This window comes from Mucilaginibacter sp. SG538B (assembly GCF_013376065.1).
Taxonomy (GTDB): Bacteria; Bacteroidota; Bacteroidia; order Sphingobacteriales; family Sphingobacteriaceae; genus Mucilaginibacter; species Mucilaginibacter rubeus.
On the sequence record NZ_JABMJI010000004.1, the window covers coordinates 32675 to 45526 of the forward strand.

The window sequence follows — 12852 nt, forward strand, 5'->3', positions numbered from 1 at the left end:
TTACGATACTAAGTTTAAATTTTAATGAAAAGTTTTAGAGCCGATTACGTTTTTCCTGTTTATGCCGATCCGATTAAAAATGGAATAGTTACTGTTGATGATCAGGGGAAGATCATAGCTGTTACCGATAATACCAAGTCCCCTGGCGGGCAAATACAGCAGGTAAGCGGTGTTATTTGCCCGGGATTTATCAATACGCATTGCCATACCGAACTTTCTCATTTAAAAGATAAAGTAAAGCCCAAAGGCGGCCTGGTAAATTTTATAAAAGACGTTCAATCCTTACGCAATACCGATCAGCAGGAGGTTCTTGATGCCATAGCTAAGGCCGATCAGGAAATGTATGATAACGGTATTGTAGCCGTTGGTGATATCTCCAATACTAATAATAGTGTTGCGATGAAAAAACAAAGCAAATTATACTATCATACCTTTGTTGAAACTTTTGGTTTTTTGCCCGAAAAGGCTGCTGAAGTTTTTGAAAAAGCGCTGGCCCTGCTTAGTGAATTTAAGCCCGGCTCGTGTTCTATAACCCCGCATGCACCGTATTCGGTATCAAAAGAGCTATTTAAGCTGATTAAAAAGCACAGCGATGCCAACGATGAGAACCTGCTCAGTATCCATAACCAGGAGTGTGAGGATGAGAACAAATTTTACCGGTATAAACTTGGTGCTTTTTTAGAGTTGTACGAGCATTTTGGTATGGATATATCCTATTTCAAGCCGCAGGCCCGTAACTCGGTACAATCTATTATCCCGCTGCTCTCTAACAAGCAAAAGGTTTTGCTGGTACATAATACCTGTACCAACCTGAAGGATATTTACTTCATCAAGCGGTTTGACAGGAAGATAAACTGGTGCTTTTGCCCTAATGCAAACCTTTATATTGAGGGGCGTTTACCTAAAATTGATCTTTTTGTTGACCAGGGTTTTAATATTACCCTTGGTACCGATAGCCTTGCATCAAACAGCAAATTATGCTTACTGAGCGAGATGCGTGCTATTCAACAAAAGTTCCCTTCTATAAGCTTACCGCGCCTGGTTGAATGGGGTACCCGTAATGGAGCCGAATACCTGGGTATCGACGATGAAAAAGGTACGCTTGAAGCAGGCAAAACCCCGGGCCTGAACCTGATTAGCGGCCTTGATGGGTTTAAGATCACCCCCGAAACCAAAGTAAAGAAACTGATATAAATTGACACTAATTTTCACGAATCAGATCGAATTACACGAATAACGTAAAGGAAACATTTGTGTAATTCGATTAAATTATAAGTAAGCTATACAGGGATTCGTGCAGATATCATCCTTTACTTACCGGCACTGTCAAATGAATTGTAACTTCGGGCGGTGTGCCGCTTCTGTCGATACCATATTTGGGAGGTTGTACTTTAAAATCGCCTTTAAACACACCCTCGCTGCCTTTTTCATCAAACGTAAAATGGATGGCTTCGGGATTGGTTTTGCCTTTCATTGTTAGCTTTCCGCTGGCTACGTAACCGTTACCGCTTTTTGACACCGAGGTTGATTCGAACCTGATGGTTGGATAATCGTCGGCGCCCAGGGCCGATTTTACGTGGCTGGTTTTAATAAAAAAGCCCGTGGCTGCTGTAGTTACATCAATGGTTGCCGATATTTTGGCCGCTTCGGGATGGTCTTTATCAAATGTTATATCGGCTTTTAAACCGCCGAATGAACCGCTCACCCTGTGGCCTTCAAAAGTTACCTGGGCTTCATCGCCTTTCACTTTCCAGTTGCCAAAAATAGCGAATGCCGAAAAGGCTGTAAAAGCAATGATCAGGGCAGAAAAAATAATTTTTTTCATAAAATAGATTTTTAGAGTTATATCAATCAAAATAAAATGTAATGCGTTTTGTAGTAATTACGCTTGTTAAGTAAAACAGGTTGCTTAGCCGGAAAAAAGTTACCTTTGCACCAGTAGGGTTGTTAGCTTTAAGCTTTGAGCATTCCGTTTTCAGCTCTTAATTTAATACCTGTCAAATCTAATGATCAAACATCTCAATATTACAGTTAAAGGCAAAGTGCAGGGTGTTTTTTACCGTAAATCAACCAAAGCGGTTGCCGATCAGCTTGGTGTACGCGGTTTTGTATTGAATGAGCCCAACGGTGATGTGTACATCGAAGCCGAGGCTGATGATGCATTTCTTGATATGTTTCTTGAATGGTGTAACGAGGGCCCTCAGGATGCAGAGGTAAATGCCGTTGAAAGCCATGAAGGCGAATTGAAAAACTATCGTAATTTTGAGGTTGTTAAAAGGCGTTTGTAATTAAACACAAACTCATTAAATCGAATATCTCCATTGTCTACTATAAAAAAATTCGCCGGGCAAACTGCTATATATGGTCTGAGTACTATCATTTCCCGGATGATCTACTTTGTTTTAACGCCAATTTATACGCGTACCCTGCCGGTAAATGCTAACGGCGTTTTTACATCGGTATATGGAAGTGCTTCTATCATTAACGCCATTTTGGCTTTTGGTATGGAAACTACCTATTTCAGGTATCTGCAAAAACGTTCGGATAACAAACAGCAGGTTTATAATAACGCGTTCGGCGTTGTTATAATGGTATCGGTAATATTCCTGGTTTTTTGTGTACTGTTTTTAAATCCTATTGTCAATTACATGCAGGCCGGCGTCACTAAAGATCATGCCGACTATACGTTTTACGTAAAGTGCTTCCTTGTAATTTTAGTGCTTGATGCTTTTTGCGTAATCCCTTTTGCCCGCATCAGGGCAGAAGGCCGCCCCATAAAATACGCCATTATCAAATGCTCAAACATCGGCCTTGTGATGATGCTCAATTTGTTTTTTCTGTTCGGCGTTCCGTTTATAATAAATCATCATTTGCCGGCCGGAGCATGGATGGCAGGTTGGTACAGGCCCAATTGGGTAGGATATGTGTTTTTAGCTAACGCAATAGCGAGCGGGCTTACCATACTATTGCTGTTGCCCGAGATATTGCAAATGAAGTTGAAGTTTGACAGTGACATGTTAAGCGAAATGTTTGCATACAGCTGGCCTATATTGATAGCCAATATATCGTTCATCATTAATGAATCATTAGATAAGGTGATGCTGAAGCAAATGCTGCCCCAAAGTATCGCCGATACACACGTGGGCATTTATGGCACCTGCGCCAAGATTGCATTATTCCTGAGTATTTTTGTGCAGGCCTTCAGATTAGGCGCCGAACCGTTTTTCTTCAGCCATGCAAAAAACAAAAACTCGGGCGAAACTTATGCCCGCATCATGACCTACTTTGTAATTATGGTGGCCGTTATATGTGTAGCACTTATTGCCAATGTTGATATACTGGCTACTGTTATAGTAGGAAAGGAAACGCATGAGGTAAAACATCATATAGTTTACAATCCGTTTTGGCAGGGCCTTGGCGTTGTACCACCTTTGTTGTTCGGTTACCTGAGCCTTGGTATTTATATGAATCTTTCGGTGTGGTATAAATTGTCTGACCAAACCCGGTATGGCTTATATATATCTGGCATAGGAGCGGTATTAACCGTTATTTTAAACTGGCTGCTTATTCCTAAATACAGCTACATGGCTTCGGCGTGGATCTCGTTCGCGGCCTATGCTACCATGATGGTGCTATCGTACCTGTGGGGGCAAAAAAATTACCCCATCCCGTATAACTTAAAAAAGAACCTTGCGTATATAATTGTCTCGGTATTGTTTGTTTTTCTGTCGTTCACGGTATTTAAACGTAATATTTTTGTTGGTAACGGGCTTTTACTTTTATTTGCGGCCGGGGCGTATTACTTTGAACGCAAGGAGTTAAAAGCTATATTTAAACGATGATCATCCGCATAATTAACAAATCAAAAAATAGTTTACCGGCTTATGAAACTGCTCATGCGGCAGGCATGGACCTGCGTGCCGATGTAGAAACAACGGTAGTGCTTAAACCAATGGAACGTAAACTCATTCCAACAGGTTTATATATTGAATTGCCCGAGGGTTTCGAAGCGCAAATCCGCCCAAGAAGCGGTCTGGCATTTAAGCATGGTATAGGTATTGTTAATTCGCCGGGTACCATTGATGCTGATTATCGCGGAGAGATCAAGGTATTACTCATCAATTTCTCGACAGAAGATTTTGAGGTCAACACCGGCGACAGGATAGCCCAGATGGTAGTTGCCAAACACGAGCGTGTTAACTGGGAGCAGGTAGAAGTACTGAACGAAACCCAAAGGGGCGAGGGCGGCTACGGACACACAGGGAAGTAATTAGAGTCAGGACTATAAGAGTCAGGAAGCAAGAAAGAAATATAGTCAAGACCAATAGAGTCAGGAAACAAGACGAATGAAGATTGGTAAAAGCAATATTAAATTAGAACGTACACGGAAAACACACCTGTTTTCTGCGCCTTTTCTTGCGTCTTTATTCTTGCCTCTTGCCATCTTGCCTCTAAATTCTCAGGCTCAGCATAAAAAGAACGGCGATAATAAAACACTGGCATCGGCAGGTAAGGTGATGAGTTATCAGGACAGCGCTATGGTTAAGCAGCTTTTCTTTTCGGCCCTGCGCGAAAAAACGGTGGAGAACTATAAGCTTGCCACCGAAATGTTTGAGCGCGTTTTACAGGCCGACCCTGCAAATGATGCTTCCTTATATGAGCTGGCCAACCTTAAAAGGCAGCAAAATGATTTTGCAGCTTCTGAGCCCCTCCTGGAGCAGGCTGTAGCAATAAATAAGGATAACGAATGGTATTGGGCAGCATTGGCCGATAGCTACGAAAAAACCAATACGATTGATAAGCTTGAAAATGTTTTTAACCAGTTGATCAGGCTTAACCCGGATAAATCGGCGTATTATTTTGACAAGGCCAATGCTTTTACCATCCTGAAAAGGTACGATGATGCCCTTAAGGTATATGATGAGATTGAAAAATTGAACGGCCCGAGTGATGATCTTTTAGCCAATCGTCAAAAGATCTATTTAAAGCAGGGCAAAATTGACCAGGCCACTTCCGAACTGGAAAAGCAGATAGCCGCTAATCCCGGGGAGATCCGTTATTACCTGGCCCTTGGCGAAGTTTATAATTCGAACGGGTTTGCCGATAAGGCGCTTAAAGTATTGCAGCAAGCTGAAAAGCTTGATCCGCGAAATGGTTTGGTGCACTTCGCGCTGGCCGATATCTATCGCGATAAAAAGAACAACGAAGCCAGCTTTAATGAGCTTACCCAGGGATTTGCCATTCCGGATATCGGCATCGATCAAAAAATTAATATTATATCGGGATACTTTCCTAAGTTTCCGGAGGCTAATGCTAAAGCAAGCGCGCTTGAATTAAGCCGGATCCTGACCGTTGCCCATCCTAACGACGCCAGGGCTTATGCCATTTATGGTGATATGCTGATCCAGAATACCAAGTATAAAGAGGCAAAGCCGGTACTTAAAAAATCGGCCCAGCTTAATAACCAGGTATACAATGTTCAGGAACAGCTGGTGCGCCTGGATTTAGGCGACAATGACCTTGATGCCGCTATTAAAGATGGTGAAAACGCATTGTCATTATTCCCGAACCAGGCCTGGATGAACTATCTTGTTGGTGTGGCCTGGGCACAAAAAAAGGATAACAATAAAGCGGTTGGTTATCTTAAAAACGCTACTTCATTAGAACTTCAGGATAAGGAGCTACTTTCGTTAAGTTTTTCATTATTGGGCGATTGCTATCATGAGTTGAAGAATATTAAAAGTTCTGACGAGAGTTATGAGAAAGCTTTAACCTACAATCCGGATAACGCATTTACTTTAAACAATTATGCTTATTATTTATCGTTAAGGAATGAGCAGCTGGAAAAGGCGGCAGCAATGTCGGCACATTCCAATGAGCTGCAGCCTAACACCGCATCTTTTGAAGATACATACGCCTGGATCCTGTTTAAACAAAAAAAATACGCACAGGCAAAAGAGTGGATGGAAAAGGCCCTGACGCATGATAAAGACAATAGCGGGGTTAAGTATGAACATTATGGCGATATATTGTTTTTCCTTGGGAATACCGATGCGGCCATAACTAACTGGAAAAAGGCGAAAGGCTTTGGTGAGCAGTCACCAGTTTTAGATCGTAAGATAAATGAAAAAAAATATAGCGAATAGTTTACTTATAGCTTGCTGCCTGCTGGTAATGGTAAGCTGTAAAGCGCGTAAACAAGTTTTGGTTGCCCGTAAGGCAGATTCGACCGCAAGGACGAGTGATATTGCCGGCAAACTGGCTGCCATAAGGGCAAACCAGGTAAATTTTACAACGTTTGCGGGCAAGGCAAAAACCAAGCTTAGTATCAATAATAACAGCAACGATGTTACCCTGAATATCAGGATAGCAAAAGATAAAAGGATCTGGGTTTCTATTACGGCAGTATTAGGCATTGAAGCGGCCCGCGCTGTAATAACACCCGACAGCATTATGATCATTAACCGCCTGCAAAGCGTTTACATTAAAAAGCCATTCAGCTATATATATACTTACGCCAGCAAAGAGGTTAATTATAAAACGCTCGAGTCATTGCTGATTGGCAACGCGGTGCCCGAGCTGGTTAATGAGCAAGCCACTATTGATCATGCCGATGGCAACACAACCTTGAGCGGTACCCTGAATGATCTGGTTTACAAGTTGATACTGGGGCCGGATAATAAGGTTACGCAAACCAATTTAGATAACCAGCGCCAGGCGCAATCATTACAGGTTACCAATAATACCTTTATCGAAGCGACAAACCGGGTATTGCCGGCACAAATAGATATCGCATCAGTAGTAAAAGATAAAAAAATACAAGTTAATTTGCATTATACTAAGGCCGATTTTGAAGTACAGCAAAACTATCCGTTCAGCATTCCTGACGGGTACGAGCCTGGCAAATAATTAATATGTTTATTTAATGAAGTTTATAAAAGCAGTTTTCTTTTTATTATTGGTACTGGCAGCAGTTAATGTACACGCGCAAAGCAGTGACGAACTGAAACGTCGTAAAGCACAGCTGAATAAAGAGCTTGAACAATTAAATGAAGATTACAATGAAACTTTAAACAATAAGAAGGCTTCATTAAAGCAGCTAAGCATACTCAAGGCACAGATAAACCTGCGGCAGGAAAAAATAGAAAATATCAACTCTGAAGTAAGATTATTGGATAACCAAATCTCTGAGAGTAGTAATAACGTACGTAGTTTACAGTCGCAGTTGGATCAGCTTAAAAAGGAATACGCGGCTATGATCCTGTTTGCATACCGCAATCAGAGTGCATATAATAAAATGATGTTCCTTTTTGCATCAAAAGACTTTAACCAGGCCTATAAGCGTTTAAAATATTTACAGCAGTTTGGTACCTACCGTGAGCGGCAGGCCGCCTATATACAAGGTACTCAGAAGGAGCTGCATGTTAAAATTAATGAGCTTGACCGGACCAAGGACGAAAAGAATGATCTTTTAAAGGATCAGCAAAAAGAAAAAGAAACACTGGGTAATGAACGTAATAACCAGGTTAAAGTAGTAAGCGATTTGTCACAGCATGAGGGGATCCTGAAGAAACAGCAAAAAGATCTGCAGGCTAAGATAGTAAAAACAAACCGTGCTATTAACGAGGCTATCCGCAGGGAAATTGAGGAAGCCAGGCGCAGGGCTGCTGAAGAAGAAAGACGCAGGGCTGAAGAAGCCGCAAGACTGGCCGCAGCCAAAGCAAAGGCCGAAAATAAGCCCGCGCCTGTTGCACCAGCTCCGGCTAAGCCGGCTGCCGCGCGCAGTACATCAAGTGTATTGAATGCCACGCCTGAGGCCGCTAAGCTGTCGAACGACTTTTTGGGTAATCGCGGTGGTTTGCCATGGCCGGTATCCAACGGAATAATTACCCAGGGATTTGGGACCTATACCACGCCCGAAGGTATCAGGAGCGAAAGTACAGGTGTTGATATCCGTACTAACCAGGGCAGCACCGTAAGGGCTGTATTTGATGGCACGGTTGTAAAAGTGGGGGATGTGAGCGGCACCTATTTGGTAATTATATTGCATGGGGAGTATTTTACAGCTTACAGTAATTTACGGTCGGTAACTGTTGCGCGTGGGCAAAAAGTAAGCACCAAACAAGCTATCGGCACCGTGGCAACCGATCCATCGACAGGAGAAACGGAGGCGCACTTTGAAATTTATAAAGGAACAACACCGGTTAACCCCAAGATCTGGCTGGCGCCTAACTAATTAGTTATGAACTATAAGAAATTTTAATTGTATATATTTGTATCCTTAAACAGAATGCTATGTTAAGTTCAGTTTTGTTATTTTTAAATATTGGTACGGGCGAGATGGTACTGATACTTTTTGCAGCATTGATGCTATTTGGCGGCGAAAAGCTGCCCGGCCTGGCACGGAGCCTGGGTAAAGGGATCCGCGACTTTAAAGATGCCTCTGAAGATGTTAAACGTGAGATCAATAACCAGATCAATAATTACGAGGAAAAGAAACCTGCACCTAAAGTAGAAGAAGAAAAACCGCTTTTAGATGAAAAAGCTTCAGAAGCTCCGGAAGCTGCAGCTGAGCACGAAAAGCCGGTTGTTGAAAATACTGTTCCAAATACAATCGCTATCAGTGATTATCACGTAAATACCCCGGCCGGGCCGGAACACCAAAGTCATATCAATTTAGATAAGACCATTACCGGTAGTCATTTGGATACCGAAAAAGAAGAAGAATACAAATCATAATATAATATTAATCATACATAAAACTTAAAATCATGGGTGGATTAGGCGCACCAGAAATTATTCTGATCATCATTGCGATACTTTTATTATTCGGCGGTAAAAAAATACCTGAATTAATGAGAGGCTTAGGGAAAGGCGTTAAGGAATTTAAAGACGCGCAAAACAGCGATGGCTCATCTTCTTCATCTGAAGAAAAAAAAGCTTAATACCCTAACAGGGATTAGGTTTTAATGCCATTTTTATCGAGTATATGAACTTATCTGTTGATTTATTTCTTATTTCAACGGATAAGTTTTTTATTTTAGCCCCATGGCTAATATTTATTCCTCTTTAACCGAAATAAAGAGTGGGTTGCAACGTGCAGAAATTACTGTTGAAGGTCTTGTAAAAGGCTATTTGCTTGAAATTGAAAAAAATGCTCATTTAAATGCTTTTAATGAAGTGTTTGCTGATGAAGCGCTGATTGCTGCAAAAAACGTTGACAACAAAATAAAGAATGGCACCGCCGGCAAATTAGCCGGTATGGTTATCGGCATTAAAGATAATATCTGCTATAAAGGGCACCAGGTTAGTGCCTCCTCAAAAATCTTAACGGGTTTTACTTCCATCTTTTCATCAACCGTGGTTGAACGCCTGCTGGCCGAAGACGCGGTGATCATCGGGCGCTGTAACTGCGATGAATTTGCCATGGGCGCCACCAACGAATCATCATACTTTGGCCCGGTAAAAAACCATGCCGATGAAACTAAAGTTGCAGGCGGTTCGTCGGGGGGGTCGGCTGTGGCCGTACAAGCAGGGATGTGCCATGCCGCTTTAGGTACGGATACGGGTGGTTCGGTAAGGCAACCGGCTTCATTTTGCGGTGTTGTAGGTTTAAAGCCAACATACGGCACAATTTCAAGGCATGGTATTATCGCTTATGCTTCCTCGTTTGACCAGGTTGGCCCTATCACTAAATCGGTAGAAGATGCTGCGTTATTGCTGGAAGTACTCGCAGGTCCGGATGAATATGACAGTACGTTATCACAAACTCCGCCGCCTGCATCATATACTAATCTTCAAAAGCCGGGAAAAAAGAAGATAGCTTACCTGCAGGAAGCCATATCAAGCCCTGGTGTTGACACCGAAGTAAAAGACAACCTTGTACAATACATCGATAAGCTGCGTTCCGATGGGCATACAGTTACCCCGATAGCTTTTGAACTGCTGGAATACCTGGTGCCAACTTACTATATCCTGGCCATGGCCGAAGCGTCATCAAACCTGGCAAGGTACGATGGTGTACATTACGGTTATCGCAGTCCGCTGGCTACAGATTTACAGTCTACTTATAAACGTTCCCGTTCTGAAGGTTTTGGTAAAGAAGTAAAGCGCCGTATCATGCTGGGCACTTTTGTTTTGAGCGCGGGTTATTATGATGCCTACTATGCAAAAGCACAAAAAGTACGCAGGTTGATACAGGAAAAAACTAACCAGATACTGGAAGAGTATGATTTTATACTGGTGCCTACCGCGCCCGAACCGGCTTTTAACATAGGTAAGGAAGAGAAAGATCCGGTGGTAATGTATCTTTCTGACATATTTACCGTACAAGCCTCATTAACCGGCGTGCCGGCCATATCAATACCTACGGGCAATAACAGCAACGGTTTACCGTTAGGTTTACAGTTATTAACAAAGCACTTTGGCGAACAGCAACTGTTAGATTTTGCCAAATATTTTCTCGATCTGTAATAAAAAAATGATATTTTAGTAAAATGCTGATGCTTTGGGCATTATAAATTAATCAAATCCCTGAATAAATGAAGAGATTATTTACCCTGACCATTTGCCTCTTATCACTCCAAGTTTTACAAGCCGAAACAAACACAACCAATTCGGCAAAGTCAATTAAGCAAATAAACCGGGTAACCAAATTTAACCCCGATATTGTAAACGCCGACACTACTATTTTACCGGTGCTTAACCAGTCGTTGCCGTTAAGTACATACGGCGGTTTGTACAAGCGCAGGTTAGATTCCATTCGTAAAGATATCCAGCTTGATTATAATGAATATGTGCAGGCTTATATCGATCTGTATATGCACAACCGCGAAGAAATGGGCCAGGTAGCAGGCTTAACCAAATATTACTTCCCCATATACGAAAAGGCTTTCCGTGAAGCCGGGATCCCCGAAGAAATAAAATTCCTGTCGATTGTAGAATCGAAACTTGATCCAAACGCGGTATCAAGGGTAGGGGCCACAGGTCTTTGGCAGTTTATGGGTACCACAGCAAAAACTTATGGCTTAAACATGGATAACTATGTTGATGAACGCCGTGACCCTATCCAGTCGAGCTATGCCGCGGCTGCCTATCTGAAGGATGCCTACCAGGAATTTGGCGACTGGCTACTGGCCATTGCCTCATATAATTGCGGTAAAAGCAATGTGGAACGCGCCGTTGAAAAAGCAGGTGGCGTAACCGATTTCTGGAGCATCCGCCAGTACCTGCCTGTTGAAACCCGCGGTTATGTGCCGGCTTTCATCGCCATGAATTATGTGATGCATTATTTTAATAAGCATAACATCGTTGCACAGGCTTGCAACTTCTCTACCCGCACCGATACGGTAATGGTTAAAAGAGTTGTTCCTTTGAGCAATGTTGCCCAGGCACTTGATGTTAGTTTAAGGGAGATCACCATCCTTAACCCATCGTACCGGATGGCTGTTGTTAATGGCAGTGAAAAAACGCCGCGCAGGCTTATCATCCCCCAAACCGCCAAAGATAATTACGCCGCTTTGTATAACGTGCTAAATGGTGTTAATACCCCCGTAGCTCCTGCCGCCCCTAAACCGGCTGCTTATGCTGCAGTTCAATATACGCCGGGTAAGTCTGAACGCAAAATCCCTACCCATCATAAAGTGAAGAGAGGCGAAACACTTGCTTCTATAGCTGATATGTTTGGTTGTGAAGTTTCCGATCTGAAAGTTTGGAACCATCTCAAAACTAACCGCGCACCAATAGGGGCTATGTTAAGGGTATCGGCAGGGGAAGTTGCTGCCAACGTGCAGGATGACGGCCAGTATTCAAAGAATTAATTTTTTTAGTCGGAGATTCCGATGTCCGCAAATCCGAAGGTATTTTTAGTCGGGAAGTCCGATGTCCGCAAGTCCGAAAGTTGAGATCCAGCTTTCGGACTTGTCTTTTATACTATTGTAAGTTCTTCAACCGCCGCCCGGTTAATGGCTATAGTGGTACAGCGACCGCAAACAAAGTACTTTTAGCGGATTGTTAGTGTAACCCCTGTTTTTATTATATATCTTATTATCAAGATTTTATATTGACAAATTGCGAAAAGTGTTAACCCTGTTACCCCCCCCTCGCCGCCGCTCGCATCATGGCGAGTGGCAACTATCAAGCGGCCTCTGGCCGCCGGGGCAAAAGCAGCTTAGCCGTTATGTCTCATTAACTTGCGCTCGTTTGCAACGAGTGCTTATCTTGGGTTAGCGTTTGTAACGCGACTGGCGATGCAATCGCCAAACCATATTAAGCACTCGTTGCAAACGAGCGCAAGAGATGATTCCTCCCAATGACATGTTTTTTCGTAGATTTATTTCAACCAACCACTCATCAACATGGAAAAGCCAAAGGAAAATATTGATGAATACATAGCCGGTTTCCCGGCAGATGTTCAACAAAAACTGCAATTGGTACGTGCTACCATCAGGGCGGCCGCGCCTGATGCCGAAGAAGCTATTAAATACGCCATTCCAACATTTATTCTTAACGGTAACCTGGTACACTTCGGCGGTTTTAAAAATCACATCGGTTTTTATCCCGCACCGCAGGGTTTGGAAGAATTTAAAGAAGAACTTTCGGGCTATAAAGGGGCAAAAGGCTCGGTTCAGTTTCCGCTTGATGAGCCTATGCCCCTTGAGCTGATCACCAAAATTGTAAAGTTCAGGGTTCAGAAAAATATGGAGAAGGCAAAGAAGAAAAAATAGAACATTGCCAAATCCGTTCTTTTAAACGCATCTTATCAAAACTTTAACCATATTTTATCCTCTTTTTAACATAATCGCAAAAAGGGGCTTTTTTATGTTTGTTCCATAAAAAGAATTGTAATTTTGG

The 12852-nt window shown here is 42.5% G+C and carries 13 protein-coding genes; 12 read left to right on the forward strand and 1 reads right to left on the reverse strand.

From position 1 onward, the window contains the following. Nucleotides 1-24: 24 nt before the first annotated feature. The gene (locus FHW88_RS21110; protein ID WP_090534978.1) at nt 25-1194 is read left to right on the forward strand and encodes an amidohydrolase family protein; all 1170 of its coding nucleotides are present in this window, start codon (nt 25-27) and stop codon (nt 1192-1194) included. Between the two features lie 109 nt (nt 1195-1303). Here the strand turns inward: FHW88_RS21110 and FHW88_RS21115 are convergent, their stop codons facing one another. Then, entirely contained in the window at nt 1304-1825 is a 522-nt protein-coding gene (locus FHW88_RS21115) for a YceI family protein (protein WP_176627818.1), read from the reverse strand. 184 nt (nt 1826-2009) lie between these two features. Here FHW88_RS21115 and FHW88_RS21120 point away from each other — a divergent pair, with 184 nt between their 5' ends. The 11 genes from FHW88_RS21120 (at nt 2010) to FHW88_RS21170 (ending at nt 12725) form a co-directional block, all read left to right on the forward strand. Next, nucleotides 2010-2288, forward strand: coding sequence for an acylphosphatase (locus FHW88_RS21120; RefSeq protein ID WP_176628084.1), 279 nt, complete (start codon nt 2010-2012; stop codon nt 2286-2288). Between the two features lie 33 nt (nt 2289-2321). Further along, the gene (locus FHW88_RS21125) at nt 2322-3842 is read left to right on the forward strand and encodes a polysaccharide biosynthesis C-terminal domain-containing protein (RefSeq protein WP_176627819.1); all 1521 of its coding nucleotides are present in this window, start codon (nt 2322-2324) and stop codon (nt 3840-3842) included. Next, on the forward strand, nt 3839-4270 hold the full coding sequence (dut, locus tag FHW88_RS21130; RefSeq protein ID WP_090534327.1) for a dUTP diphosphatase: 432 nt from the start codon (nt 3839-3841) through the stop codon (nt 4268-4270). The genes FHW88_RS21125 and dut overlap by 4 nt, the downstream gene beginning before the upstream one ends. Before the next feature lie 175 nt (nt 4271-4445). Beyond that, nucleotides 4446-6146 carry a tetratricopeptide repeat protein gene (locus FHW88_RS21135; protein ID WP_176627820.1) on the forward strand — a complete coding sequence of 567 codons (1701 nt, stop codon included), beginning with the start codon at nt 4446-4448 and terminating at the stop codon, nt 6144-6146. Continuing rightward, nucleotides 6124-6909 (forward strand): DUF4292 domain-containing protein, encoded by a 786-nt coding sequence (locus FHW88_RS21140; RefSeq protein WP_176627821.1) that lies wholly within the window; start codon nt 6124-6126, stop codon nt 6907-6909. The genes FHW88_RS21135 and FHW88_RS21140 overlap by 23 nt, the downstream gene beginning before the upstream one ends. A 16-nt stretch (nt 6910-6925) precedes the next feature. Beyond that, nucleotides 6926-8236 carry a murein hydrolase activator EnvC family protein gene (locus tag FHW88_RS21145; protein WP_090534332.1) on the forward strand — a complete coding sequence of 437 codons (1311 nt, stop codon included), beginning with the start codon at nt 6926-6928 and terminating at the stop codon, nt 8234-8236. A gap of 59 nt (nt 8237-8295) precedes the next feature. After that, nucleotides 8296-8739 carry a twin-arginine translocase TatA/TatE family subunit gene (locus tag FHW88_RS21150; RefSeq protein WP_176627822.1) on the forward strand — a complete coding sequence of 148 codons (444 nt, stop codon included), beginning with the start codon at nt 8296-8298 and terminating at the stop codon, nt 8737-8739. Between the two features lie 32 nt (nt 8740-8771). Next, complete coding sequence (locus FHW88_RS21155) at nt 8772-8945, forward strand: twin-arginine translocase TatA/TatE family subunit (RefSeq protein WP_175490113.1); 174 nt, start codon at nt 8772-8774, stop codon at nt 8943-8945. Nucleotides 8946-9048: 103 nt separating this feature from the next. After that, nucleotides 9049-10473 (forward strand): Asp-tRNA(Asn)/Glu-tRNA(Gln) amidotransferase subunit GatA, encoded by a 1425-nt coding sequence (gene gatA, locus FHW88_RS21160; protein WP_176627823.1) that lies wholly within the window; start codon nt 9049-9051, stop codon nt 10471-10473. Between the two features lie 68 nt (nt 10474-10541). Continuing rightward, nucleotides 10542-11819: a lytic transglycosylase domain-containing protein gene (locus FHW88_RS21165; protein ID WP_176627824.1), complete on the forward strand. Its 1278-nt coding sequence runs from the start codon at nt 10542-10544 to the stop codon at nt 11817-11819. A 537-nt stretch (nt 11820-12356) separates the two neighbouring features. Then, nucleotides 12357-12725, forward strand: coding sequence for an iron chaperone (locus FHW88_RS21170; RefSeq protein ID WP_176627825.1), 369 nt, complete (start codon nt 12357-12359; stop codon nt 12723-12725). Nucleotides 12726-12852 lie beyond the last annotated feature (127 nt).

Coding starts and splice junctions, on each gene's coding strand:
- FHW88_RS21110 (WP_090534978.1), top strand. CDS start 25: ATGAAAAGTTTTAGAGCCGATTACGTTTTTCCTGTTTATGCCGATCCG.
- FHW88_RS21115 (WP_176627818.1), bottom strand. CDS start 1,825: ATGAAAAAAATTATTTTTTCTGCCCTGATCATTGCTTTTACAGCCTTT.
- dut (WP_090534327.1), top strand. CDS start 3,839: ATGATCATCCGCATAATTAACAAATCAAAAAATAGTTTACCGGCTTAT.
- FHW88_RS21140 (WP_176627821.1), top strand. CDS start 6,124: ATGAAAAAAAATATAGCGAATAGTTTACTTATAGCTTGCTGCCTGCTG.
- FHW88_RS21145 (WP_090534332.1), top strand. CDS start 6,926: ATGAAGTTTATAAAAGCAGTTTTCTTTTTATTATTGGTACTGGCAGCA.
- FHW88_RS21150 (WP_176627822.1), top strand. CDS start 8,296: ATGTTAAGTTCAGTTTTGTTATTTTTAAATATTGGTACGGGCGAGATG.
- FHW88_RS21155 (WP_175490113.1), top strand. CDS start 8,772: ATGGGTGGATTAGGCGCACCAGAAATTATTCTGATCATCATTGCGATA.
- gatA (WP_176627823.1), top strand. CDS start 9,049: ATGGCTAATATTTATTCCTCTTTAACCGAAATAAAGAGTGGGTTGCAA.
- FHW88_RS21165 (WP_176627824.1), top strand. CDS start 10,542: ATGAAGAGATTATTTACCCTGACCATTTGCCTCTTATCACTCCAAGTT.
- FHW88_RS21170 (WP_176627825.1), top strand. CDS start 12,357: ATGGAAAAGCCAAAGGAAAATATTGATGAATACATAGCCGGTTTCCCG.